Below are 24,755 nucleotides of genomic sequence, written 5' to 3' on the forward strand. Positions count from 1 at the left end.
CCGGGCGAGCCATCAGGAATTGATATGCTCGCGGCAGTAGCGTCGCTTCCAGCTGGCAGGTGTTAAGCCTGTATGCTTACGGAATATCTGACGGAAATAGCCCACATCATTGAACCCACACTGACGCGCTACCTCGGTTAAGGGCAGCTTATCGCCGATCAGCAGCTTTTCTGCCATTAATACGCGCTGCCGGTGAAGGGCTTCCGTCAGCGTCAGGCGAAACACGCGCCGGTAAACACGTCCCAGATAATCGGCATTGCAATGCAGCGTTTTCGCCAGCGTGGAGGTTGAAAGCGCCAGGTGATACTGCGTGCGAATAAGCTGATTGGCTTTCCAGGCCAGGTCAACGCCGGGGCTGTCGACAACATCCTCGTGCAGCGCCGGAGCCGCGAGCTGCTGCAGTATAAGCAGTAAAATACACTCCAGTGCGACGCTGCGATGAATGTTTTCCTGCTCGCTGAGGAACTGCCGGAACAGGGCGATGATATAGGCCGGATCGCCAACGCGCGTATGCTGGGGAAGGTGGAGCAGTGCCTGGTGTAAGCCATGCTGCTCAGGCTGTTTCTGCCAGTCAAAATGCAGCCAGTAAAATTTCAGATCGGCCGGAAAAATCCCTTCTCCCACATGCAAATGCCCTGGCCTCAGCAGCAGGCTTTCGCCCGCCTGCACGCTGAACAGCTCGCCATCCTCCCGAATCGTTAACTGCCCGCGTTCAACGAAAATGATCTCCCAGGAGGTCAGCCTGCGTGCAGGATGGGTTCCCACGCCGCGCGAAATAAACAGCCCGCCATTTTGCACCTGTATCGGAAACGTTATGGATAATTCGAACATCGTTATTCATTTTCCCGCTGCTACGGAGGTAATTGATGTCTTTCTCTCTGATTATTAACTAAAAAAAAGACATGTACCTGATCCAGTTCACACTTTGCTTCACAGGTCGGAATTACCCCGTTTTTATACTTTTTTGTGCTCTTGTTGGTGAACGGATTCCTGACAAAATAAATCGGGTTAAGCGCTAAAACACCAATAAGCCCGGCATAAAGCGGGCAATCCTCTCTGTCCTGCATGAGGCATTTTAAATGACTTCTACGACTATCGCTCAGGCCGATCTTAGCCCGTCGGCTACGCAGAGTGCGCTGTCCCTGCGAGAGAAAATAGGTTACGGCTTGGGTGACGCCGGTGGCACGGTGATCACCTGCCTGATCACCAACTTCCTGACGTTTTTCTACACCGATGTGTTTGGCTTAACGCCCGCGCTGGTCGGCACCCTGTTTATGGTGCTGCGCGTGTTTGACGCGGTCTCCGATCCGGTGATGGGCGTCATTGCCGACAGAACCCATAGTCGTTGGGGGCGCTTCCGCCCGTGGCAGCTCTGGGTGGCCGTTCCCCTTGGCCTCATTGGTGCGCTGACGTTCACCGTGCCCGCCGTCAGCATGGACATGAAAATTGTTTGGGCGTTTGCCACCTATCTGCTGCTCTCTGTCAGCTATACCGCCATCAACGTGCCCTATTGCGCGCTGATCAACACCATGACCACCCGCCACACAGAAGTGCTGGCCTGCCAGTCATGGCGCTTTGTATTGTGCGGGGTGGCCGGGTTTCTGGTTTCGGTAGGGCTGCCGTGGCTGGTCGCGGTGTTGGGTAAGGGTAATGCGGCCCTGGGCTATCAGTCTGGCGTCGGTATCCTGTGCGCTCTGGCGGTCGTGATGTTCCTGTGTTGCTTCTTTTGGGTCCGCGAGCGCGTACCGCTGGACAGCCTGGGCAAATTTACCCTGCGTGAGCATCTGGCCGGGCTACGCAAAAACGATCAGCTGTTGCTGATGCTGGTGATGTCTTTTTTGCTGATTAACGTGTTTAACATTCGCGGCGGCGGCTACATGTACTTCATTACCTATGTGTTACAGGGCAGCACGGCTTTCACGTCGCTGTTTTTTACCATGGTGACGTTAGCCTCCATTGTAGGATCGGTGATCGTGAACCCGCTTTCCAGGCGGATTGACACCGTCCGGCTGTATTACTGGACCAACCTTGTGCTGGCCGCACTCGCAGTCATGATGTGGTTCCTGCCGGTCGGGCCGTCATGGCAGATATTGTGGCTGGTGGTGATCCTCAGTAATGGCATCATCCTCGGGTTCACTCTGCCGCTGCATTTTGCCCTAATGGCCTTTGCTGATGACTACGGCGAATGGAAAAACGGTGTCCGCTCGTCGGGCATGAATTTCGCGTTTAACCTGTTCTTTATCAAGCTTGCCTGGGCCTCCAGCGCCGTCATTATCAGCCTGCTGTTTGTCATCGTGGCTTATAAGCCAGGGATCGGCAATCAGACGGCTGCCTCCCTGCACGGTATTACCGCCACGGAAACCCTGTTACCGGCGCTGTTCCACCTGTTGCTGGCATTCACCATCCGCGCCTGCAAGCTCACTAACCCGATGATGGCGCAGATCGCCCACGACCTGCGTATTCGCCATGTTCCGTCTTGAGGAGAGTAAGATGTCTGTCAATGAAGTCGATCTGCATAAGCTGACTATCCACGATCCGTTTCTCGGTAAGTATCAACAACTGGTGCGGGAGGTGGTCATTCCTTATCAGTGGGAGGCGCTTAACGATCGGATCGAGGAAGCCGATCCCAGCCATGCCATCGAAAACTTTCGCATCGCGGCTGGCCAGCAGGACGGGGAATTCTATGGCATGGTGTTTCAGGACAGCGATGTAGCGAAATGGCTGGAGGCGGTGGCCTGGTCGCTTTGCCAGAAGCCTGACGCGGAACTGGAGAAAACGGCCGATGAGGTGATTGAGCTGATCGCGGCGGCGCAGTGCGAGGATGGCTATCTCAACACTTACTTCACCGTGAAAGCGCCGCAAGATCGCTGGACCAACCTTGCTGAGTGCCACGAGCTTTACTGCGCCGGGCACATGATTGAGGCGGGCGTGGCATTTTATCAGGCGACCGGCAAACGCCGTTTACTGGAGGTGGTGTGCAGGCTCGCCGACCATATCGACAGCGTGTTTGGCCCTGAGGAGCATCAGCTGCACGGTTATCCTGGCCATCCCGAGATCGAGCTGGCGCTGATGCGGTTGTATGAAGTGACTCAGCAACCACGCTATCTGGCGCTGGTGAATACGTTTGTCACGCAGCGCGGCACCCAGCCTCACTTCTATGATATTGAGTACGAGAAACGCGGTCAGACTTCCTACTGGCATACCTATGGCCCGGCATGGATGGTGAAGGACAAGGCTTACAGCCAGGCGCATCAGCCTCTTGCCGAACAGCAGCACGCAGTGGGCCACGCGGTGCGGTTTGTTTATCTGATGACCGGCGTAGCGCACCTCGCGCGTCTGAGTCAGGACGAAGGAAAGCGTCAGGACTGCCTGCGGCTGTGGCACAACATGGCTCAGCGGCAGCTTTATATTACCGGCGGAATCGGCTCCCAAAGCAGCGGTGAGGCGTTCAGCAGCGATTATGATTTACCCAATGACACGGTATATGCCGAAAGCTGCGCGTCCATTGGCCTGATGATGTTTGCCAGACGTATGCTGGAAATGGAAGCCGACAGCCAGTACGCCGACGTAATGGAGCGCGCGCTGTATAATACGGTACTGGGCGGTATGGCGCTGGACGGGAAACATTTCTTCTACGTCAATCCACTGGAGGTGCAGCCGAAAACCCTGCATTTCAACCATCTTTACGATCATGTGAAACCAGTGCGCCAGCGCTGGTTTGGCTGTGCCTGTTGCCCACCGAACATCGCGCGTTTACTGACCTCGCTCGGTCACTATATCTATACGCCGCACGAGAATGCGCTCTTTATCAATCTCTACGTCGGCAACCGGGTTGATGTGCCCGTCGGCGATCGCACGTTGGGTATCCGTATCAGCGGTAACTTTCCCTGGGAGGAAACGGTCACGATTTCTGTCGATGCCACCCAGCCCGTAAAACATACGCTGGCGTTACGATTGCCTGACTGGTGCGAGGCGCCGCAGGTGAGCTGTAACGGTGAGGTGGTGACGGATCGCGCCCGCAAAGGCTACCTGTACATTGAACGGATTTGGCAGGAGGGCGACACGCTCACGCTAACGCTTCCGATGCCGGTGCGCCGGGTGTACGGTAATCCGCTCGTGCGTCACGTGGCGGGTAAGGTGGCTGTCCAGCGCGGGCCGATAGTCTACTGCCTGGAGCAGGCCGATAATGGCGAGCAGTTACACAATGTATGGCTGCCTGCGTCTGCGGCGTTCAACACCTTTGAAGGGAAGGGCGTCTTTGCGCACAAGGTAGTAATCCAGGCTGAAGGGGTGAAAAAGACCGCCCACGAGCCAGCGCAACAGCCGCTGTGGAACTACGACCGCGCACCGGCTGCACCGCAGAGCCAGACGTTAACGTTTATCCCCTGGTTCTGCTGGGCGAACCGGGGAGAAGGGGAGATGCGTATTTGGGTAAACGAAGCCTGACCCAGAACATTGACCGACAGCGGGCCGGAAAGGCGTTCGGCCCGCTGTGAATAGAATCGGTGGCGATTCGCCTGCCAGTGGACCGCCTCAGCCAGGTTCAAACTCCCGTTAACAGGGCCGTGCAGGCCCGCCATCGCCGGGTCAACGAAAGCTGTCAGGCCACAGACTGCTTTTCACATCTTTCCCGCACCAGAATATCCGGTACAATCATGGCCCTTTTTGACGTTATGGACCCAACGGCATGCTGGCTTTATTGATTCAATGGTACAAACGCCGTTTTAGCGATCCGCAGGCGATTGGCCTGCTGGTGATTCTGCTGGCGGGATTCTGCATTCTTTTCTTTCTGAGTGGGTTGCTGGCGCCCTTGCTGGTGGCGCTGGTTCTCGCTTACCTGCTTGAATGGCCGACGGTACGGCTGCAACGCATTGGCTGTACGCGGAGCTGGGCGACCAGCATCGTGTTGGTGCTGTTTGCCGGGATTCTGCTGGTTCTGGTCTTGATTGTCGCCCCCGTCGCTTGGCAGCAGGGCATCAACCTGACGCGGGATCTGCCCAACATGCTGAACAAGCTCTATCTGTATGCGGCGGGTTTACCCCGACGTTTCCCCGCCCTGGTCGATGCGGGCATCATTGACGTCATCGTTGAAAACCTGCGCGGTCGTCTTAGCGGGGTAGGCGATTCGCTGGTGAAATATTCCCTGGCCTCGCTGGTAGGCTTGATGACCCTGATGATTTATCTCGTGCTGGTGCCGCTCATGGTGTTCTTCCTGCTGAAGGACAAAGAGCAGATGCTGAACGCCGTTCGGCGCGTGCTGCCGCGCAATCGCGGGCTGGCAGGGGAAGTGTGGCAGGAGATGAATCAGCAAATTACTAATTACATTCGCGGCAAGGTGCTGGAAATGGTGGTGGTCGGGATCGCCAGCTGGCTGGCTTTCATGTTCCTCGGCCTTAACTACTCGCTTTTGCTGGCCGTATTAGTGGGGGTTTCGGTTCTGATCCCCTATATCGGCGCGATGCTGGTCACCATTCCGGTTATTGGCGTAGGGTTGTTTCAGTGGGGGCTTGATAGCGAGTTCTGGACGCTGTTAACCGTCTATCTGGTGATTCAGGCACTGGACGGCAATGTGCTGGTGCCGATTTTGTTCTCAGAAGCGGTCAATCTGCATCCGCTGGTGATCATCTTGTCAGTGGTGATCTTTGGCGGAATGTGGGGATTCTGGGGCGTGTTTTTTGCGATTCCGCTCGCCACCCTGGTCAAGGCGGTGGTGCACGCGTGGCCTGAAGCCCCGCTGGATGAAACGCTGAGTCGCTAAACGTTCAGGGCGCGGACGATGCCGCGCCCTGAAGACATCAGGCTGACTTGAGGTAGTCCATCACGATGTCGTGGTGGTTTGACGTTTTGAAATCGTCGAACACCTTTTCGATTTTGCCATTCGCATCCACCAGGAAACTGATGCGATGAATGCCGTCGTAGGTTTTCCCCATAAAGGTTTTTTCACCCCAGACGCCAAACTGCTCGCAAACCTGATGCTCCTGGTCCGACAGCAGCGTGAAGTTAAGCAGCTCTTTTTCTGCAAAACGTGACAGCTTTTCGGGTTTATCCGTGCTGATCCCCAGCACCTCGACGCCAGCTTTTTTAAGTTCATCCATGTTGTCACGCAGACCGCATGCCTGCACGGTACAACCCGGCGTCATGGCTTTTGGATAGAAATAGACCAGAACACGCTGCCCCTGGAAGTCGGCTAAATTTACTTGTTCGCCATCCTGATCGGGCAAGCTAAATTTCGGTGCGGTATCACCGGCTTTCAGTGGATTCATCACATCTCTCCATTTTGAGTTCATGCTGTGGTTAATACACCAAGAGGCGAGAAACTGCCAAATGGAAAATTATCTGTTTCAGACGTATTCCTCACCTGACTGCACTTTTAACGTAGCAGAACAGTCACGGGGGCGCTCGTCTTTACCTGCCAGGTGCGGCCAGTTCACGATTATCGGCATCGCTCAGGCTGTAGAGACGCAACGAACCCTGCGCGTTAAGCTCCTGGCATAATTCATTAAAGGCCTGTTCAAAGGCCGGACCATCGCTCCGCGTCGGGCTGTGCGCCGTCATCTGAATATAGAGCGTAGCGGGCCTGTCGTGCTGGGCTGGCTGAATGCGTGACACCAGTTCAGCGATGTTCATCAGGTGCTTGTCCGTTAAATCCGTAAAGCGCTCAATAATATGCGGTGAGTCAGCGACTTCGACCTGAATAAACGCCGTATCCGGCATCGGAGGGCGGGCGGTCGCATGGGTGCGTTTCATCACGATGAGCAGCTCCAGCTCTGCGCCTTTAAGCGGCAGCGTTGACTCAATCAGCGTAATGGCGTTCCAGCTACCGGACAGCAGCATAATGAACGTGAATTCATCCCCAAGCATGGCAAGGCGACTGTCTTCGATGTTGCAACCGCAACTGCTGACGTGACGGGTAATCGTATTGACGATACCCGGGCGGTCAACACCCAGTGCGGTGATCACCAAGTGGTGGGGTTGAGATTGCTGCAAAATAGGATTCCCTGTGCATTTGCTAATAACCATAAGGTAAACATAAAAAAAACTGCTGACAAGCGCGGGAATAGCGGAGCTTGCTTGCTTTTCCCTAAGTGTAAAACGTACCATGAAGCACTTGTTTGTCGAGGGGATCGCCAATGTTTACGGGAAGTATTGTTGCACTCGTTACGCCGATGGATGACAAAGGTAATGTCTGCCGTGCGAGTTTGAGAAAACTGATTGATTACCATGTCGCCAGCGGTACGGCGGCGATCGTTTCCGTCGGCACCACCGGCGAGTCTGCCACGCTGAGCCATGACGAACATGGTGATGTCGTGCTGCAAACCCTGGAACTGGCGGATGGGCGTATTCCCGTGATTGCCGGAACCGGTGCGAATGCCACCGCTGAAGGCATCTCTCTAACCAAACGCTTTGAAAATTCTGGCGTTATTGGCTGCCTCACCGTCACACCTTACTATAACCGCCCCACGCAGGAAGGCCTGTTTCAGCACTTTAAAGCGATTGCCGACAGTACCAGCCTGCCACAAATGCTGTATAACGTACCTTCGCGCACCGGCTGTGATATGTTGCCGGAAACCGTTGCCCGCCTCGCCGAAATCAAAAATATTATCGGAATCAAAGAGGCAACGGGGAACTTATCCCGTGTCAGCCAGATCCAAGAGCTGGTTAATGATGAGTTCATCCTGGTGAGCGGCGACGATGCCAGCGCACTGGACTTTATGCAACTGGGCGGCAAAGGCGTCATTTCGGTGACGGCTAACATAGCAGCACGCGAAATGGCCGAGCTGTGCAGGCTCGCACAGCAGGGTAATTTCGTTGAAGCTCGCCGTCTCAATCAGCGTCTGATGCACCTGCACCAGACGCTTTTCTGTGAACCTAATCCAATCCCGGTTAAATGGGCGGCAAAACAGCTAGGATTAATCGCTAATGACACGCTGCGTCTGCCAATGACACCACTGACTGCGGTTGCACAGCCGAAAGTGGAGCAGGCGCTGGTGAAAGCGGGTTTGCGATAATTTAGGGAGTTTGAATGAATTACTCAGTAAAGCGGTCAACGATTGCAACAGTGGTGGGGCTTTCCACCCTGATGCTATTGTCGGCCTGTTCGAACGATCAGCGTTACAAACGCCAGGTCAGCGGTGATGAGTCCTACCTGCAGGCCAGTGGTCTGCGGGAGCTGAAGGCACCGTCGGGCATGATTCTGCCTGTCCAGAACGGGGAATACGATATTCCGCCTTCAACCAGCAAAGCGCCGGTTGGCAAGCAGCTGGATATTCGTCCACCGGCCCAGCCTCTGGCTCTGATGAACGGCTCACGCGCCCAGTTCAGTAATAACACTGGTGTGCTGATGTTTGATAACAGCCGCGGATCGATTTGGTCGCAGGTTGTGGGTGTCGTCCAGTCTAATAACTTCCCGATCGCTTCCCGTAATGACGCCGGACAACAGCTGACCACCGACTGGGTACAGTGGAACCGTGCAGACGAAGATAAGCAGTACCGTGGTCGTTACCAAATCAGCGTTCAGTCGCAGAGTTATCAGCAGGTCCTGACCGTCCGTCTGCTGGAGCTGCAGCAGGAAGGCAACAGCGTGACCTCGCCAGTGCAGATTCAGCGTTATACCGCGCAGATGCTGAACGACATCGCCGCAGGGATGGACAAGATCGCCACCGCGAATGAAAACGCTGCCGCCGGCCGCGTCAGTGGTGCGATTGATGTGCAAAGCGGTGCCGACGACACCGGCCTGCCTATGCTGGTGTTACGCACGCCGTTCAATGTTGCCTGGCAGCGTCTGCCTGCGGCCATGAGCCGTGTAGGAATGGACGTCACCGACAGCACGCGCTCAACCGGCAGCATGAAAGTGACCTACAAAGCGCCGGGCAGCAGCACCTGGGACAGCGTGGGCGCCAAAGATCCTGAGTTGCCAAACGGCGATTACAAGGTTCAGGTTGGCGACCTCGACAACCGTACCAGCCTGCAATTTATTGATCCTAAAGGCCATGTGCTGACGCAGGCGCAAAACGACGCGCTCGTGGCAGTGTTCCAGGCCGCAATGAACAAATAAAAAATTACCCCAGGCCGGAGATTCTCCGGCCTTTTTATTTCGTTTTTTGGCATAATAGCGCGAGACGAGGTAATCGATTGCGTCACGGCAATCAACGCAAAATGCCTGCCTCAGAACCGGATCTTTCATGTTTGGAGTTAAATAAGATGCAAAAGCGAGCTGAGTTGTATCGCGGTAAAGCGAAAACCGTATACAGCACCGATAACCCGGATCTGCTGATACTTGAATTCCGCAACGATACATCAGCAGGCGACGGCGCCCGCATTGAGCAGTTTGATCGCAAGGGCATGGTGAATAACAAGTTCAACCATTTCATCATGACGAAGCTGCAGGAAGCGGGCATCCCGACACAGATGGAAGCCCTGCTGTCAGATAACGAAGCGCTGGTGAAAAAGCTGGACATGGTCCCGGTCGAGTGCGTAATCCGTAACCGTGCGGCCGGTTCGCTGGTGAAGCGTCTTGGCGTCGAAGAAGGGATTGTGCTGAACCCGCCGCTGTTCGACCTGTTCCTGAAGGACGATGCTAAACACGATCCGATGGTTAACGAATCTTACTGCGAAACCTTTGGTTGGGTCAGCAAAGAGAATCTGGCCCGTATGCGTGAGCTGACCTATAAAGCCAACGACGTACTGAGCAATCTGTTTGATAAGGCAGGTTTGATTCTGGTGGACTTCAAGCTGGAGTTTGGCCTGTTCAACGGCGAAGTGGTACTGGGGGACGAATTCTCACCCGATGGTGCGCGCCTGTGGGACAAAGAAACCCTGGATAAAATGGACAAAGACCGTTTCCGTCAGAGCCTGGGTGGCCTGATTGAAGCCTATGAAGCGGTAGCCCGTCGCCTGGGCGTCAAACTTGACTGAGTAACGCTCAGCAAGTCACGAAAAGGAGAGCGCAGGCTCTCCTTTTTCATTTTGGTGTAAAGCTGGTGATTGCGCCGTCCCGCATCTAAAATCATGCCATCTGAGTTAATACGCCACAGGGAGCAAAAACCATGCGCTGGCAAGGACGTCGCGAAAGCGACAATGTCGAAGATCGCCGTAATCAGTCATCCGGTAACCGGGGAGGACGCATTCCTCTGCCACGCGGCAAGGCGGGCATTATCATGCTGATTTTGGTCGCGGTGGCGGGTTATTACGGTTATGACCTGACCCCGTTGCTGACCGGGGGCGAGGTGACATCGGGCAACCAACAGCAGCAGCGCACCGCCAACCCGAATCAGGATGAGGCGGCAAAGTTTACTTCGGTCATGCTGGCGACAACCGAAGATACCTGGGACAAGTTGTTCAAACAGATGAACAAACAGTATACGCCGCCGAAGCTGGTGATGTATCGCGGCGCTACGCGCACCGGCTGCGGCACCGGACAATCTGTTATGGGGCCCTTTTACTGCCCGGCAGACCAGACTGTCTATATCGATCTGTCATTCTATGACGAAATGAAAAACAAGCTTGGGGCAGGCGGCGATTTTGCCCAGGGCTATGTCATTGCGCATGAAGTCGGCCACCATGTGCAGAAGTTGCTGGGCATTGAACCCCGGGTACGTCAGATGCAGCAGGGGGCCAGCCAGACTCAGATTAATCAACTGTCCGTGAAAATGGAGCTTCAGGCCGACTGCTTTGCGGGCGTCTGGGGCCACTATATGGAACAGGAAAAAATCCTCGAAGTGGGGGATTTACAGGAAGCGTTAAACGCAGCCGAAGCCATTGGTGACGATCGTCTGCAGCAGAAAACCCAGGGCCGGGTTGTGCCGGACAGCTTTACGCATGGTACGTCCGCGCAGCGGTATACCTGGTTCAAACGCGGATTCGACAGCGGTAACCCTGGCCAGTGCGACACCTTTGCTCTTAAAGGATGAACCTGAAAGCAGCGACCTGTGCCATGCAGGCCGCCGGTATACGGCGGCTGGCCGTGATCGGCGGCGAAGCCGACTGGTGCCGGGACACCGCGCTCTCATGGAGCCAGACGCTGGAAGGCGACTGGCTGTGGCTGAGCGATAACCCGCCGGAAACCGGCACGCACTGCGCCCCGACCGCATTTCGTACGCTGCTGGGGCGTGAATTCCATCATGCCGTGTTTGATGCCCGTCAGGGGTTCCATGCCGAGGCGCTGGCGGCGCTGGCCGGAACGCTGACGGCCGGTAGCTGGCTGCTTCTGTTAGTGCCCCCCTGGGCGCGCTGGGCGCAGCAGCCCGATGCGGACAGCCTGCGCTGGGCTGATGTCAGCGAGCCGATTGCCACGCCCCATTTTGTCCATCACCTGCAACGCCTGACGGAAGACGATAAGCAGGCGCTGTTGCATCAGCAGCCGCAGCCGCTCGCGCTGCCCAACTGGTCGTCACGGCCGGCCTGGCACTGTCAGGCCGCGAGTCAGCAGCAAAGCATTCTGCAAGAGCTGACGCATTTTTCCGCTGGCGTGGCGGTCATCACCGCCGCGCGCGGCAGAGGCAAATCGGCGCTTGCAGGCATGCTGGCGCGACAGAATACGCGCTGCCTGGTAACCGCGCCGGCAAAAATTACCACCACAGTGTTAGCTTCTTTCGCCGGAGAACATTATCGGTTTATGGCACCGGATGCGATTCTGGCGCTGCCCGACCAGCCTGAGTTTGACTGGCTCATCGTGGATGAAGCCGCGGCCATTCCCGCTCCGCTGCTCCATGCGCTGGTAGCACGTTTCCCGCGCGTGTTGCTGGTAACGACCATTCAGGGTTACGAAGGCAGCGGCCGTGGCTTTATGCTCAAGTTCTGCGCTGAGCTGCAGCAGGTGCGCTACTTTACGCTGGACGAACCGCTACGCTGGGCTCGCCACGATCCCCTGGAACACTGGCTCAACCAGGCTCTGCTGTTTGAGGATGCCGCTGAAACCCCGTCCCTGGAGGAGCGTGCGCCCCGGCGAGCAGAGGCGTCTGATTTCGCCGCCCAGCAGGCGGCTTACCAACTGCTGACCAGTGCGCATTACCGCACCTCACCGCTGGATCTGCGTCGCCTGTTGGATGCGCCAGGCATGCATCTGTGGCTGGCGGGCGAGGTTCCGGCGCTACAGGGCGCGCTATGGCTGGTAGAAGAGGGCGGGCTGACGGATGAACTGGCGCAAGCGGTATGGGCGGGCCACAGGCGGCCTCGCGGTAATCTGGTGGCGCAGTCGCTGGCCGCGCACGCCGGGCTGACGGAAGCCGCCACGCTGCGCGCCTTGCGAATTAGCCGGATTGCCATTGCCGCACCTGCGCGCCGCCGGGGAATCGGCCAGCAGCTGGTGGCCGCCGCCTGCGCGGATGCCGCCGGATATGATTACCTCTCGGTCAGCTTTGGCTACACTGAACCTCTCTGGGCTTTCTGGCAAGCCTGTGGCTTCACGCTGGCGCGAATTGGCAGTCAGCGAGAAGCCAGCAGCGGTTGTTATGCGGCGATGGCCGTGCTGGGGCTGACGACGGCCGGCAAAGCGCTGCAGCAGAAGGCGGAGGGAAGCCTGGCCCGTGACTGGCCGCTGCTCAGAGCGCATATTCCGCTGGACCTGCCGCTACCGGCAGCCTGTGACCACGCGTTTACCCGGCGCGATGCCTGGCTGGCCGCCGGTTTTGCCTGGGCGCAACGCCCGCTGGAAGCAAGCCTGGCGGTACTTCAGCGGCTGGTTGGCATCAGCCAGCAGCCTTTGCCGCTCCTGCGACAGGCGGTGAACGCCGACACCAGCCTGGCTGAACTGGCTCAGTCTGCCCGGCTGAACGGACGCAAGATGCTGATTACGGCCTTACGCGCTGAAGCCGCCGCTGCGCTACTGGCGTTACCCGGCAGAGAAGGCGAAGCGTTGCGCGAGCAATTGCAATAAATCCACCAAGACATTCAAATATTCCCACTATCATCCTGCGCCCGGGGGCGTAGAGTAGTCGCAGGAGGTCGATATGACACTGAAATATGTAATTGTTCAGCAGCCCACTCAGGCTGCCCAGCTGTTTCTGCTTTATCATGCCGTGGGGGACAATCCCGACGCGATGGGCCAAATTGGCAGCTGGTTTGCTAAAACGTTTCCGGCGGCGCTGGTGGTGTCGGTGGGATCGCCGGGGCCGGGCGGTCAATGGTTTAACGAAGCCGGCCTGCATGATAAAAGCGAGCAGGCCTGTGTAGACAGCAGCATGCCGCAGTTTGTCGAGTCGGTGCGTCACTGGCAGCAGAAAAGCGGGGTGCGTCCCGAAGCCACGGCACTGGTGGGGTTTTCGCAGGGGGCCAGCATGGTGCTGGAAGGCATCAAAGCCCACGACGATCTGGCTGGCCGGGCGGTTGCCTTTAGCGGTCGCTTTGTGACGCTACCGGAAAAGGCCAGCACGCGGACTACCGTGCATCTGATCCATGGTGATTATGATGACCATATCCCGCTGATGCAGGCGCAACAGGCGGAACAGCGTTTAACCGCGCTGGGCGGTGATGTCACGCTGAATATCGTAGAGGATTTGGCGCATGCCATCGATCAGCGCAGCATGGATTTTGCGCTGCATCATTTGCAGTATACCGTGCCGAAACGTTACTTCGATGAAGCCTCAGGCGGGGCAAAACCTGGCGATGACGATGTCATTATGATGATGTAACCGCGCGCCCTCGCGATGGCGGGGGCGCATGACCGTTATTTTTTCTTCGGCCAGTTGTCGTCCTCGTCCCACTTGTCGTTGAAATCACGATGAGGCGGGAGATCGGGTTTGTTATCCATAAATTTTTTATGATCGATGCGTTTCAGATCTTTATAGACGTTCATTAACACGCCCACCATCAGCAGGATCACCAGGATCCACCAGTAATCTTTAATAAACTCCATAGGCCCGCTCCTTCCCTCGCTGTCAGGCGATCAATTGTTCCATGATGCGTTGATACATCCGACTCAGCATTTGTAAGTCTGATGCTTTCACGCATTCGTTAATTTTGTGAATCGTGGCATTCACCGGACCCAGTTCCACCACCTGCGAGCCCATACGAGCGATAAAACGTCCGTCAGAGGTTCCACCAGAAGTCTGCAACTGCGGCTTAATTTCATTATAGTGCGTAACGGCGTTGACCACGGCATCAACCAGCTTGCCGCGTGAGGTCAGGAATGGCTGGCCGGAAAGCTTCCACTCAATGGTGTAACGCAACTGATGGCGGTCCAGCAGTTCTGCGACACGCTGCTGAATCAGGGTATCGGTGAGTTCCGTACTGAAACGGAAGTTGAACTGCACAAACAGCTCGCCGGGGATGACGTTGTTACTGCCGGTTCCCGCCTGAATGTTGGCGATCTGCATGCTGGTGGCCGGGAAAAAGGCGTTACCCTGATCCCATTCCGTGGCGACCAGCTCGTTAAGCGCCGGCAGAGCACGGTGCACGGGATTATCCGCCAGTTGCGGATAGGCTACATGGCCCTGTACGCCATGCACGGTCAGGTTCGCGGTGATGGAGCCACGACGACCATTTTTCACGACGTCACCCACGACTTCGTTGCTGGAAGGTTCTCCGACCAGGCAATAATCCAGACGCTCGTTACGCGCCATGAGGCGCTCAACCACTTTTACCGTTCCGTTCGCGCCGCTGGCTTCTTCGTCAGACGTAATTAAAAAGGCCAGACGCCCCTTGTGATGAGGATGAACGGCGACAAACCGCTCGGCGGCAACAACCATGGCGGCCAGCGATCCTTTCATATCTGCTGCACCGCGCCCAAACAGCATGCCGTCGCGGATGGTGGGTTCAAACGGGGGATTAATCCAGCGGCTGGCATCGCCCGGGGGAACAATATCGGTGTGGCCGGCAAACGCCAGGGTTTCGCCTTCGCCGCGCGTGGCCCAGAAATTCAGCGTGTCGTTGATGTTCATGGTTTCGATGTGGAAACCTATCGCTTCCAGGCGTGCGATCAGCAGCGCCTGACATCCGGCGTCATCGGGGCTGAGAGAAGGGCGACGAATAAGCTGCTGCGTCAGCTCAATGACCGGACAAAACATATTATGACTTCTCCTGAAGACGATTCTGGTAAAGAGATTCGCTGAAGCCCAGCAGCAGCGAGCCGTCGGGTGCGCGCAGGACAGGGCGCTTGATGATAGCAGGCTGGGCCAGCATCAGCGCTTTTGCACTGGCGGCATCGGTGATGGCCTCGCGCTCTGCCTCGGGTAGCTTACGCCAGGTCGTGCCGCGCGTGTTGAGCAGATCCTGATAGCCCAGTACGTCGATAAACTGCTGCAGCTGGTCACCGGTCAGGCCGTCAGCACGATAATCATGGAAGCGATAGTCCACGCCCGCCGCCTCTAAACAGCGACGTGCTTTTTTAATCGTGTCGCAATTTTTAATCCCAAACATGACCCACTGCGCGCTCATCGCCTGCTCCTGTCATTAAAATTAGCTCTGGAGTTTACCATAGTGTGATCTGATGCAGCATCCGCCCGATCGCGCCTGTATCGAAAAATACCCTGCACAGAGGCGTTTCCCGTCGGGGGTAAACGGTTTCAGTTTTGCCTCTAATGATTTCGCGGTTTATCATTTCGGAATTAAGAATTTCCTTAATTGTGATTTTTAGGCTACGTCCTGGTCAAAACCGCATTAAAACCTGTCAGCTTAGGCCCTTGCTGAAGTGTGCGTCAGCCAGCAAATCAGAAAATACTCAGCTTTTTGTCGCCTTTGCCGATAGTAATGACAGGTGTAAACGTATTCACCAGGCGAAAAAAAAGGCGTAATATTGCCACTACAATAAGAGAGGGTTCTATGATTGACACCGAAATGGGGAACTGGAAAGAATTCATCGAAGCGATGTTACGCAACAAGTAACACGTGAGGAGAAAAGCAGGGCACTTTCCCCTCTGCTGTAATTCTGACCACACACACGAATAAAACGGCCGCTGCGAACAGAGGCCGTTTTTTTTGCCTGATTGAGGCGCCGTCAGGAAAGCGGGTTAATCAGTCCCGATGCTTCTCTTTCAGGGGAAAGCGGCGACGCACCAGCACAAAGAACAGCGGCACAAACAGAATGGCCAGAATCGTGGCAGAAATCATCCCGCCCATCACGCCCGTTCCCACAGAATGCTGACTGCCGGAGCCTGCGCCGCTGCTGATCGCCATCGGCAGCACACCGAAGATAAAGGCCAGCGACGTCATCAGGATCGGACGCAGGCGCTGGCGTGACGCCGCCAGCGTCGATTCAATCAGTTCACCTCCCTTACTGTTAAGCTCGTTAGCAAACTCGACAATCAGGATGGCGTTCTTGGCCGAAAGCCCGACCACGGTCAGCAAGCCCACCTGGAAATAGACGTCGTTCTCCAGCCCGCGCGTCCAGGTGGCAATCAGCGCACCGATCACGCCAAGCGGGACGACCAGCATGACAGAGAACGGGATCGACCAGCTTTCATACAGAGCTGCCAGGCAGAGGAAGACAACCAGCAGTGAAACCACATACAGCGCGGGTGCCTGAGAGCCCGATAACCGCTCCTGATAGGATGCTCCCGTCCACTGGAAACCCACGCCAAGCGGCAGGGATTCGACCAGTTTCTCCATTTCATTCATCGCTGTACCGCTACTCACGCCCTCTGCGGCTTCCCCCACGATTTCCAGGGAGGAGTAGCCGTTATAGCGTTCCAGACGCGGTGAACCGGTTTGCCAGCGGCTGGTGGCAAATGCCGAGAAGGGCACCATGGTGCCACTGCTGTTACGCACGTACCATTTATCGACATCGCCGGGCAGCATGCGGTAGGGCGCATCAGCCTGCACATACACTTTTTTTACCCGTCCACGATCCAGAAAGTCGTTCACGTAGCTTGAGCCCCAGGCAGTGGCTAGCGTGTCGTTAATGGTATCCAGTGATACGCCCAGCGCCTGGGCTTTGCGCTCATCGATATCAATTTGCAACTGCGGGCTGTCATCAAGGCCGTTATGACGGACACGGGACAGGAGCTTATCTTTGCTGGCCTTGTCGAGCAGCATGTCGCGCATCGCCATGAGCTTGTCATGCCCGATGCCGCCATGATCCTGTATTTCCAGGTCAAAGCCCGATGAGCTGCCCAGACCGGTAATCGCCGGCGGACTGCTCGCAATGACCGTGGCCTCATTGATGTGTTTGAACGCTTTTCCGGCGCGCTTAATGATGGCGAACGACGTGCGATCGGCCCCGGGTCTGTCACCCCAGTCTTTCAAACGAATAAACAGACGCGCGACGTTCTGCCCGTTCCCGCCGGGGCCGGAACCAATCGTTGAGAAGACCGACAGCACGTTATCTTTCTCTTTCGTCAGGTAGTACTTTTCCACTTTTGCCACTACCGCCGAGGTCTGATTCATGCTGGAACCGGCGGGAAGCTGGACCTGGGTCAAAATCATGCCCCGATCTTCCTGGGGCAGAAAAGACGAAGGCAGATGAAGAAACAGGAACGCCATGATGCCAATAATCCCCACATACAACAGCAGCCAGCGGCCCCCCGTGCGCAGAATGTGGGCGACACCACGCTGATAGCGGTCGGCGTTGCGGTTGAAATGGTGGTTAAACCAGCGAAAGAAGCCGCGCTCGCCGTGATGTTCCCCTTTGGCGATGGGCTTAAGCAGCGTGGCACACAGGGCGGGTGTCAGGATCATCGCGACCAACACCGACAGGATCATGGCGGAGACAATAGTCACCGAAAACTGGCGGTAGATTGCCCCTACGGTGCCACCAAAAAAGGCCATAGGAATAAATACGGCGGAGAGTACCAGCGCAATTCCGACCAGTGCCCCCTGGATTTGCCCCATCGATTTGCGGGTGGCAGCGCGCGGCGAGATCCCTTCCTCGCTCATGATACGTTCAACGTTCTCCACGACCACAATCGCATCGTCCACGAGCAGGCCTATCGCCAGCACCATAGCGAACATGGTCAGGGTGTTGATGCTGTAGCCGAAGGCAAAGATCACACAAAAGGTGCCAAGCAGCACGACGGGCACCGCGATGGTAGGGATTAACGTGGCCCGGAAGTTCTGCATAAACAGATACATCACGCCAAATACCAGCAGAATAGCTTCCAGCAGGGTTTTGACCACGTCGGTGATAGAGGCTTTAACAAAGGGCGTGGTTTCATACGCGATTTTCGCTTCCAGCCCGTGCGGAAAATAGTGTGATAATTCATCCAGCCGCGCCCGCACCAGTTTATCGGTGTTCATCTCGTTGGCACCGGAGGCCAGTTTTATGCCCAGGCCGGAGGCGGACTGGCCATTGTAGCGGCTGAGGGAATCGTATTTTTCAGCGCCGAGCGCCACCGTTGCGACATCGCCTAGCGTCACCACGGAGCCATCGGGATTATTCTTCAGGGTAATCGCTTTAAACTGGTCGGGGGTTTGCAGCATCGCCTGCGCGTTCACGGTGGCGTTCAGCGCCTGATTATTGACGGCCGGTAGCCCGCCCACCTGGCCCACTGCAACCTGGGTATTCTGGGATTTGATGGCATTGACCACATCATCGGTGGTCAGGGCATAGGCGGTCAGCTTGTAGGGATCGAGCCAGATGCGCATAGCATATTGCGTACCGTAGGCATCCACTTCACCCACCCCATCAATACGGCTTAAGGGCTCCTGAATATTACTGGCGACATAATCAGCAATATCTTGTTTGTTCATGCTGCCGTCAGTTGAGACAAACGCCACCATCAAAATGTTACTGTCGCCGGTTTTATTGACGGTCACCCCTTGTGACTGCACCGGTTGAGGTAACTGGCGCAGGGCCGACTGCAACTGATTCTGAACCTGCTGACGGGCTTCATCAGGATTGGTACCTGCGGTAAAGGTGAGGGTGATTTGCGCCTGGCCGGTATTACTGCTGTTGGAGGACATATACATCAGGTTATCGATACCGGTCATGTTCTGTTCGATAACCTGGGTGACGGTATTTTCCAGCGTTTGCGCTGAGGCGCCGGGATAAGTGGCGGTAATACGCACGTTGGGCGGGGCGAGATCGGGATATTGTTCAACAGGAAGTGAAATAATGGCGAGCGTGCCGCAAAGACACAATAAAATAGCCAAAACCCAGGCGAAAATTGGGCGGTCGATAAAGAAATTCGACATTGAACCGACACTCCTCACTGCTTTTATTATTAATATGAGCGATGCAGCGCGTGACGCACAGGAAAATCCACGCAAACCACGCACGGGTAGGACTCTACTTTACGTGCGAGGCGGGTTTGAAAAGTGGAGAAATTGTAGAGAATGTGTAAGTTTGCGCGTTTTTTATCAACTGTTTCGGCGCTCAATCCACATAATTGTTGCAGCAACGCGTGAACGTACATCAAGTTTGCGCAGGACATTACGAATGTGGACCTTCACCGTTTCTTCCGAGATATGAAGTGCATGAGCCACGTCTTTATTGGACAAGCCTCGCGCCACTTCCTGCATCACGCCGCGTTCGCGTTCGGTCAGCAAGCGGAAGGGATCGTCACTGTTATGTCGCATGGACAGAGCGTGCCTTACCGCATCGCTAAACACCGTCTCACCCTGTAGGGCCTGCATGATCTGGCGCAACAAGATTTCGGGTTCGCTGTCTTTGAGTAAATAGCCGTCCGCTCCTGCATCCACCAGGGCGTAAATGTCACTGCGCGCGTCAGAGACCGTCAGCACCAGAATACGTGAGCTGATGCCTTCATGACGAAGCGCTTTTAACGTATCCAGCCCTGACATCCCTTTCATGTTGAGATCGAGCAGGATGATATCCGGTGTCAGACGGCGGGCTTCCGCCAGCGCTTCAGTCCCGTTACTGGCTTCAGCGATGACCTGCAACTGCGGCTCCAGCGCCAGTAGCTGGCGGATGCCGCGGCGCATAAGGGGATGATCGTCCACGATCATAATGGTTAAAGCAGGTTGTGCCATGTTAGCTCCCTGTGCCCTGGATGCCAGACGGCGGTACGGGCAGTGCGAACGATCGGCTTTCCAGACCGTTCCAGAATGGTGATGCGCAGAATGTTGATTGTAATGGTTAATTCTGCCTTCAGGTGTTTATCTGCCACATCTTGTATGATCTCAGGATGGTATTAAAATACACAATGGCGGGCAACAGCACTACTCACGCGGCAGCGCCGGACGCGATGGAAAGCGCAGTGTGACACGTGTTCCGCGTGGTTGTGCCGTAATCTGTAAGGATCCGGCTAGCCGTTCAGCCCGCTCCGTCATGGTCGTCAGCCCGTAATGCCCCTGGGGTTCCTCTGTCGTGCCGATCCCAATACCATCATCCGTCACGCTCAGTATATGTTCGCCTTCATCTGAGTGCTGATAGTCGAGGGTAATCATCTGTGCATTTGCATGGCGAATGGCGTTAAGCAGCGCCTCGCGGGCAATCTGGAGTACGTGTACCTGCTGTTGAGCATCCAGCGCCTCAAGCCCTGGCTGGCAGGTGAAATGGATGTCGGCCTCAGACTGCTTCTGCAAGGGGGCGATCATTGCGTGCAGTGCGGCCATCAGATCGGATTTTTCAATCGTTAAACGGAAGGTGGCAAGCAACTCACGGAGCTGACGGTAAGCTTCGGCCAGCGCAAGATCGAATTCGGCAATAATGTCATGTGCTGCCCGATCGCGCGCATCGACAGTGCGCCGCAGCAGCGTCAGTTGAATACGCAGGTAGGTCAGTGCCTGAGCCAGCGAATCATGCAGCTCGCGTGCAATGGTGGCGCGCTCTTCAATCAATAGCATCTGCTGCTGCTGTTTTTGGGTCTGCCAGATCCAGACTGACCGGGCCAGCATTGCCGCCAGGCTCTGCATTAATGCTGCAGGCGGCGTCGTAACGGTCGTTTGCCAGTGCAGGGTGCCAATAGGGTGATCGCCCTGCTGCAAGGGTAACTGATGCCAAGCCTGAGAAGGGGCGATTTGCCCGGACTCAAAGGTAAACTGCTCGCCTTCCAGGCGGATAAACGCAAGCTTTTCTCTGGCAAGCACGCTGGCTAACACGCTGTCGAACAGAGCCGGATGCAGGGGGCCGCGCGTTAAAATCTGAGAGCTCTGATAGAGCAGCGAAAGCGTGCGGTTTGCCTGGGTCAGATCCCGGGTTTTATCGCGGACCCGCTGCTCCAGAAGCTGATAGTGCGCGTGCAACTGGGCGGCCATGCTGCTAAAGGTGTGTGACAGCACCTTAAGTTCATTCTGCTGCTGGACGTGCAGAGGCGGGAACGCAAAATTGCCCTTTTCTACATAACGACTGGCGGTGACCAGCGCGTTCAGCGGCTTAACGACCTGCTGACGGGTAAAGCGTATCGTCATCAACGCCAGCGCCACGATCGCCACCAGGCCCGTCAGGCTACTGATCGCCACCACCCGCATTTTCAGTTCAGCATAACGCTGCAGTTCCAGGACAAAGCGGTCAATTTCCCCCACGTAGACGGGCATTTGAAGCTGCCAGGCTTCTGCTGCATCGGCATCAAGATGCTGAGCTAACTCCGGCCAGCCCGCGCGCAAACGTTGATAGTGGTTAATAACTTTATGTGGCACCCAGGGGCGGTCGAGGCCTTGTAAAACGGGGGCATCAAGGGTGTGCTGGAACTGCGCCAGATGCGCTACCAGCAGGCGAGGCTCCAGCCTGGCATCCCAGGCCAGCCGGTAACTCTGCATCCGTAGCGAACCGGCCAGATTAATGGCTTCCGCGTCACGCAGGCTGCTGGAAAGGGTGAGCAGAGCCAGGCCGGTTGTCAGCAAAGCCAGCAACACAATCAGCGTTAAAGACTGCGCAATACTTCGGGTAACAGAGCGTTTAACAATCACAACAAATAACCCCTTCAGTAACAGGGAAGGATAAAAGAGGTGGCAGAGGACGCCTGGTGACCTGTCATGAAATAGCCCGAAATGAGACCGTTCAGCAGCTTTACTCACCCGGATTGACGTTTCCCAGGAATCCCGACGTCAGACCGACCATTACTCGCACAGCTTTACAACTCACAAAGGTTGGCTTGCATTGTCTCGCCAATAATCAATAACGTGTTTAACCACAGCGACCAACGCGAGTACAGGAGTATTTATGAAACGATTACCTGCTTACCTCACCGCCGCCCTGTTGGCCACTGCGTCATTTTCTACCTTGGCCGCCACGGCGGTGGACCAACGCGAGGCACAGGATCTGCAAAAAATCGGCAGCGTCTCTGTTTCCAGCGTAAATGGTTCACTTGACGATGTGACTCGCCAGCTTTCACAACAGGCGAAAGCCGAAGGCGCCAGCCATTTCCGGGTCATCGGTGTGAACACGCCGGGTGATTCCAGCCTCTGGACCGGCACCGCAGAGATTTACCGCTAAACCCTCTCTATTCCATCCCTGTAGTGTTTACCGGCCAGCCAATGGCCGGTTTTTTTGTGATCTCAGAAAAATTTTTTACAAATCGTCCCGCATATCCCCTCGGTATATTTTGCTTCGATGTTACATAACGGTTAGGATTCATCGCCGTAAATTCCCGCGCCGCTTTCCGTAAACTCACAGGCGGACGCACAGAGGAAGACAACCCATTTCGCAGTGCTGAACGCAATCGTTTGGATGCGCTATGACTTATGGTCAGGACAAACAGGAAGGCTATGAAATCTACAAAGAAATCCGCAGCGGACATGCGCGCTGCGAAACGACGCTGGCTCAATTCCCACGACTCCGGCTATAAGAAGGCCATGGGCAATCGTCACGTGCAGATGATTGCCATCGGGGGAGCCATCGGTACGGGGCTGTTTCTGGGCGCAGGCGCCCGTTTACAGGCGGCAGGTCCGGCCCTCGCCATCATCTATCTGGTCTGCGGTATCTTCTCATTCTTCATCCTGCGCGCACTGGGCGAACTGGTTTTACACCGTCCCAGCAGCGGAAGCTTTGTCTCCTATGCTCGTGAGTTCATGGGCGAGAAAGCCTCTTATGTGGCAGGCTGGATGTACTTTGTTAACTGGGCTATGACCGGGATTGTGGATATCACTGCCGTTGCGCTTTATATGCATTACTGGGGCGCGTTTGGTGATGTGCCGCAGTGGGTATTTGCGTTAGGGGCGCTGGCGATTGTCGGTACCATGAACATGATCGGCGTAAAGTGGTTCGCCGAAATGGAGTTTTGGTTCGCGCTGGTCAAAGTGCTGGCGATTGTCATTTTCCTGGTTGTCGGTGTCGTGTTCCTCGGCACGGGTAAACCGCTCGATGGAAATGCAACCGGCTTCCACCTGATCACGGATAACGGCGGCTTGTTCCCGCACGGTCTGTTGCCGGCGCTGGTGCTGGTTCAGGGCGTCGTATTTGCCTTCGCCTCGATTGAACTGGTCGGTACGGCAGCAGGCGAGTGTAAAGATCCGGAAACCATGTTGCCGAAGGCGATCAACAGCGTTATCTGGCGTATTGGTTTGTTCTATGTCGGTTCCGTGGTGCTGTTAGTGATGTTGTTGCCGTGGAATGCCTACCAGGCTGGGCAAAGTCCGTTTGTGACCTTCTTCTCTAAGCTGGGCGTGCCTTACATTGGCAGCATTATGAATATTGTGGTGCTGAGTGCGGCGTTATCCAGCCTGAACTCCGGTCTCTACTCGACGGGCCGTATTCTGCGCTCAATGTCGATGGGCGGTTCCGCACCGAAGTTCATGTCTAAAATGAGCAGCCAGCAGGTGCCCTATGCCGGGATTCTGGTGACCGTCGGCGTCTATATCATCGGCGTGGTGCTTAACTACTATGTGCCGTCTCAGGTGTTTGAGATCGTATTAAACGTGGCGTCACTCGGCATTATCTCTTCCTGGGGCTTTATCGTGCTTTGCCAGCTACGCCTGCGTAAAGCGATCAAAGAAGGCAAGGCAGACGACGTCAGCTTCAAGCTGCCAGGCGCGCCTTTTACCTCATGGCTGACGCTGCTGTTCCTGTTCAGCGTACTGGTATTGATGGCGTTCGACTATCCAAACGGCACCTATACTATCGCCTCCATTCCGTTGATTGCGGTGATTCTGGTACTGGGCTGGTTTGGCGTGCGTAAGCGTGTGAACGCCATCGCAGCGACCGAACACGATCATCACGAGCACGACGGTAAATCGTCGTAACCGAGACGTTTCGCATAGAATGCCAGCCAGCGTGCTGGCATTTTTTTTGCCTGTGAGGATGGACGATGACGTGCGCAAGGCCCGTAATTCAGATAGTTTTCTTTTAACGTACGTCCTATTATCTCAGGCTCCCTTCCTGTCGCTGCGGAGCGTCCATGTCCTTCAAGATCAACATCATCAAAGATAAGCTGCTGTCAGAGAACTGGTTTGTCCTGCGTAATATCACTTATGAGATTACCGACAACCGGGGCGAACTCGTGCGTCACAAGCGTGAAGTTTACGACCGCGGCAACGGTGCCACCATTCTGCTGTATAACCGTGACAAGAACAGCGTGGTACTGACGCGCCAGTTCCGCATTGCCACCTACGTTAACGGTAATGAAGACGGTATGTTGATTGAAGCCTGTGCAGGCTTGCTGGATGATGACTCGCCTGAAGACTGCATTCGCAAAGAGGCCATTGAAGAAACCGGCTATGCGGTGGGCGAGGTGGAAACCCTCTATTCGGTTTACATGTCGCCGGGCGGCGTGACCGAGCTGGTGCATTTCTTTGCGGCTGAATACCACGACGCGCTGCGGGAAAATGCGGGCGGCGGCGTAGAGGATGAAGCCATCGACGTGCTGGAAATCACGTTTCCTGAGGCCATGCAGTGGGTGAAAGCGGGGCGCATCCGCGATGGCAAAACCATTATGTTATTGCAGCATGCGCTTATTGCAGGCTGGCTCACGCTCTGATGGAGTACA

General features: G+C 55.9%; 21 protein-coding genes. 12 read left to right on the forward strand and 9 right to left on the reverse strand.

The annotated features are described in order from the left end of the window. Positions 1–12 precede the first annotated feature (12 nt). Positions 13–831 (reverse strand): AraC family transcriptional regulator, encoded by an 819-nt coding sequence (locus tag QLG08_RS16505; RefSeq protein ID WP_013026690.1) that lies wholly within the window; start codon positions 829–831, stop codon positions 13–15. A 248-nt stretch (positions 832–1,079) separates the two neighbouring features. Between QLG08_RS16505 and QLG08_RS16510 the strand changes: the two genes are divergently transcribed. From QLG08_RS16510 to QLG08_RS16520, 3 genes are all read left to right on the forward strand, one after another. Next, positions 1,080–2,480: an MFS transporter gene (locus QLG08_RS16510; RefSeq protein ID WP_028715448.1), complete on the forward strand. Its 1,401-nt coding sequence runs from the start codon at positions 1,080–1,082 to the stop codon at positions 2,478–2,480. A 10-nt stretch (positions 2,481–2,490) separates the two neighbouring features. Next, positions 2,491–4,446 carry a glycoside hydrolase family 127 protein gene (locus QLG08_RS16515; RefSeq protein WP_105088641.1) on the forward strand — a complete coding sequence of 652 codons (1,956 nt, stop codon included), beginning with the start codon at positions 2,491–2,493 and terminating at the stop codon, positions 4,444–4,446. Between the two features lie 241 nt (positions 4,447–4,687). Further along, positions 4,688–5,758, forward strand: coding sequence for an AI-2E family transporter (locus QLG08_RS16520; RefSeq protein WP_013026686.1), 1,071 nt, complete (start codon positions 4,688–4,690; stop codon positions 5,756–5,758). 37 nt (positions 5,759–5,795) lie between these two features. Here QLG08_RS16520 and bcp read toward each other — a convergent pair whose 3' ends face one another. Next, on the reverse strand, positions 5,796–6,263 hold the full coding sequence (bcp, locus tag QLG08_RS16525; protein ID WP_014605294.1) for a thioredoxin-dependent thiol peroxidase: 468 nt from the start codon (positions 6,261–6,263) through the stop codon (positions 5,796–5,798). 142 nt (positions 6,264–6,405) lie between these two features. Further along, complete coding sequence (locus QLG08_RS16530) at positions 6,406–6,987, reverse strand: glycine cleavage system transcriptional repressor (protein ID WP_089517136.1); 582 nt, start codon at positions 6,985–6,987, stop codon at positions 6,406–6,408. Positions 6,988–7,130: 143 nt separating this feature from the next. Here QLG08_RS16530 and dapA point away from each other — a divergent pair, with 143 nt between their 5' ends. From dapA to ypfH, 6 genes are all read left to right on the forward strand, one after another. After that, positions 7,131–8,009 (forward strand): 4-hydroxy-tetrahydrodipicolinate synthase, encoded by an 879-nt coding sequence (gene dapA, locus QLG08_RS16535; protein WP_014594282.1) that lies wholly within the window; start codon positions 7,131–7,133, stop codon positions 8,007–8,009. Positions 8,010–8,023: 14 nt separating this feature from the next. Continuing rightward, the gene (bamC, locus tag QLG08_RS16540) at positions 8,024–9,055 is read left to right on the forward strand and encodes an outer membrane protein assembly factor BamC (protein ID WP_015699760.1); all 1,032 of its coding nucleotides are present in this window, start codon (positions 8,024–8,026) and stop codon (positions 9,053–9,055) included. Positions 9,056–9,201: 146 nt separating this feature from the next. Next, positions 9,202–9,915, forward strand: a complete 714-nt coding sequence (purC, locus tag QLG08_RS16545) for a phosphoribosylaminoimidazolesuccinocarboxamide synthase (protein ID WP_014605296.1) — start codon at positions 9,202–9,204, stop codon at positions 9,913–9,915. Between the two features lie 131 nt (positions 9,916–10,046). After that, the gene (locus tag QLG08_RS16550) at positions 10,047–10,910 is read left to right on the forward strand and encodes a neutral zinc metallopeptidase (protein ID WP_014594278.1); all 864 of its coding nucleotides are present in this window, start codon (positions 10,047–10,049) and stop codon (positions 10,908–10,910) included. Next, a complete protein-coding gene (locus tag QLG08_RS16555; protein ID WP_282473042.1) occupies positions 10,907–12,874 on the forward strand; it encodes a GNAT family N-acetyltransferase in 1,968 nt (655 codons plus the stop codon). Before QLG08_RS16550 ends, QLG08_RS16555 begins: the two co-directional genes overlap by 4 nt. A 73-nt stretch (positions 12,875–12,947) precedes the next feature. Beyond that, entirely contained in the window at positions 12,948–13,628 is a 681-nt protein-coding gene (gene ypfH / locus QLG08_RS16560; RefSeq protein ID WP_014605298.1) for an esterase, read from the forward strand. A gap of 35 nt (positions 13,629–13,663) precedes the next feature. Here the strand turns inward: ypfH and QLG08_RS16565 are convergent, their stop codons facing one another. From QLG08_RS16565 to narQ, 6 genes are all read right to left on the reverse strand, one after another. Beyond that, a complete protein-coding gene (locus QLG08_RS16565) occupies positions 13,664–13,852 on the reverse strand; it encodes a YpfN family protein (RefSeq protein ID WP_013026677.1) in 189 nt (62 codons plus the stop codon). A 22-nt stretch (positions 13,853–13,874) separates the two neighbouring features. Beyond that, a complete protein-coding gene (gene dapE, locus QLG08_RS16570; protein ID WP_013026676.1) occupies positions 13,875–15,002 on the reverse strand; it encodes a succinyl-diaminopimelate desuccinylase in 1,128 nt (375 codons plus the stop codon). Between the two features lies 1 nt (position 15,003). Beyond that, on the reverse strand, positions 15,004–15,372 hold the full coding sequence (locus QLG08_RS16575; protein ID WP_014594275.1) for an ArsC family reductase: 369 nt from the start codon (positions 15,370–15,372) through the stop codon (positions 15,004–15,006). A 576-nt stretch (positions 15,373–15,948) separates the two neighbouring features. Continuing rightward, positions 15,949–19,065, reverse strand: a complete 3,117-nt coding sequence (acrD, locus tag QLG08_RS16580; RefSeq protein WP_014594274.1) for a multidrug efflux RND transporter permease AcrD — start codon at positions 19,063–19,065, stop codon at positions 15,949–15,951. A 165-nt stretch (positions 19,066–19,230) separates the two neighbouring features. After that, entirely contained in the window at positions 19,231–19,863 is a 633-nt protein-coding gene (locus tag QLG08_RS16585) for a response regulator (RefSeq protein ID WP_013026673.1), read from the reverse strand. 189 nt (positions 19,864–20,052) lie between these two features. Next, positions 20,053–21,741 carry a nitrate/nitrite two-component system sensor histidine kinase NarQ gene (narQ, locus tag QLG08_RS16590; RefSeq protein WP_228225595.1) on the reverse strand — a complete coding sequence of 563 codons (1,689 nt, stop codon included), beginning with the start codon at positions 21,739–21,741 and terminating at the stop codon, positions 20,053–20,055. A gap of 253 nt (positions 21,742–21,994) precedes the next feature. Between narQ and QLG08_RS16595 the strand changes: the two genes are divergently transcribed. From QLG08_RS16595 to nudK, 3 genes are all read left to right on the forward strand, one after another. Then, entirely contained in the window at positions 21,995–22,267 is a 273-nt protein-coding gene (locus tag QLG08_RS16595) for a DUF1471 domain-containing protein (RefSeq protein WP_013026671.1), read from the forward strand. A 272-nt stretch (positions 22,268–22,539) separates the two neighbouring features. Beyond that, positions 22,540–24,012 (forward strand): L-asparagine permease, encoded by a 1,473-nt coding sequence (gene ansP / locus QLG08_RS16600; protein ID WP_014605303.1) that lies wholly within the window; start codon positions 22,540–22,542, stop codon positions 24,010–24,012. A gap of 155 nt (positions 24,013–24,167) precedes the next feature. Then, the gene (gene nudK / locus QLG08_RS16605) at positions 24,168–24,746 is read left to right on the forward strand and encodes a GDP-mannose pyrophosphatase NudK (protein ID WP_013026669.1); all 579 of its coding nucleotides are present in this window, start codon (positions 24,168–24,170) and stop codon (positions 24,744–24,746) included. Positions 24,747–24,755: the final 9 nt, after the last annotated feature.

Origin of the sequence: Pantoea sp. V106_11 (genome assembly GCF_029967885.1) — a bacterium.
Classification (GTDB): Bacteria; Pseudomonadota; Gammaproteobacteria; order Enterobacterales; family Enterobacteriaceae; genus Pantoea; species Pantoea ananatis.

Bases quoted from the DNA above. Each gene is read 5' to 3' on its own strand.
- QLG08_RS16505 (WP_013026690.1), bottom strand. From the start codon at position 831: ATGTTCGAATTATCCATAACGTTTCCGATACAGGTGCAAAATGGCGGG.
- QLG08_RS16510 (WP_028715448.1), top strand. From the start codon at position 1,080: ATGACTTCTACGACTATCGCTCAGGCCGATCTTAGCCCGTCGGCTACG.
- QLG08_RS16515 (WP_105088641.1), top strand. From the start codon at position 2,491: ATGTCTGTCAATGAAGTCGATCTGCATAAGCTGACTATCCACGATCCG.
- QLG08_RS16520 (WP_013026686.1), top strand. From the start codon at position 4,688: ATGCTGGCTTTATTGATTCAATGGTACAAACGCCGTTTTAGCGATCCG.
- bcp (WP_014605294.1), bottom strand. From the start codon at position 6,263: ATGAATCCACTGAAAGCCGGTGATACCGCACCGAAATTTAGCTTGCCC.
- dapA (WP_014594282.1), top strand. From the start codon at position 7,131: ATGTTTACGGGAAGTATTGTTGCACTCGTTACGCCGATGGATGACAAA.
- bamC (WP_015699760.1), top strand. From the start codon at position 8,024: ATGAATTACTCAGTAAAGCGGTCAACGATTGCAACAGTGGTGGGGCTT.
- purC (WP_014605296.1), top strand. From the start codon at position 9,202: ATGCAAAAGCGAGCTGAGTTGTATCGCGGTAAAGCGAAAACCGTATAC.
- QLG08_RS16550 (WP_014594278.1), top strand. From the start codon at position 10,047: ATGCGCTGGCAAGGACGTCGCGAAAGCGACAATGTCGAAGATCGCCGT.
- QLG08_RS16555 (WP_282473042.1), top strand. From the start codon at position 10,907: ATGAACCTGAAAGCAGCGACCTGTGCCATGCAGGCCGCCGGTATACGG.
- ypfH (WP_014605298.1), top strand. From the start codon at position 12,948: ATGACACTGAAATATGTAATTGTTCAGCAGCCCACTCAGGCTGCCCAG.
- QLG08_RS16565 (WP_013026677.1), bottom strand. From the start codon at position 13,852: ATGGAGTTTATTAAAGATTACTGGTGGATCCTGGTGATCCTGCTGATG.
- dapE (WP_013026676.1), bottom strand. From the start codon at position 15,002: ATGTTTTGTCCGGTCATTGAGCTGACGCAGCAGCTTATTCGTCGCCCT.
- QLG08_RS16575 (WP_014594275.1), bottom strand. From the start codon at position 15,372: ATGAGCGCGCAGTGGGTCATGTTTGGGATTAAAAATTGCGACACGATT.
- acrD (WP_014594274.1), bottom strand. From the start codon at position 19,065: ATGTCGAATTTCTTTATCGACCGCCCAATTTTCGCCTGGGTTTTGGCT.
- QLG08_RS16585 (WP_013026673.1), bottom strand. From the start codon at position 19,863: ATGGCACAACCTGCTTTAACCATTATGATCGTGGACGATCATCCCCTT.
- QLG08_RS16595 (WP_013026671.1), top strand. From the start codon at position 21,995: ATGAAACGATTACCTGCTTACCTCACCGCCGCCCTGTTGGCCACTGCG.
- ansP (WP_014605303.1), top strand. From the start codon at position 22,540: ATGAAATCTACAAAGAAATCCGCAGCGGACATGCGCGCTGCGAAACGA.
- nudK (WP_013026669.1), top strand. From the start codon at position 24,168: ATGTCCTTCAAGATCAACATCATCAAAGATAAGCTGCTGTCAGAGAAC.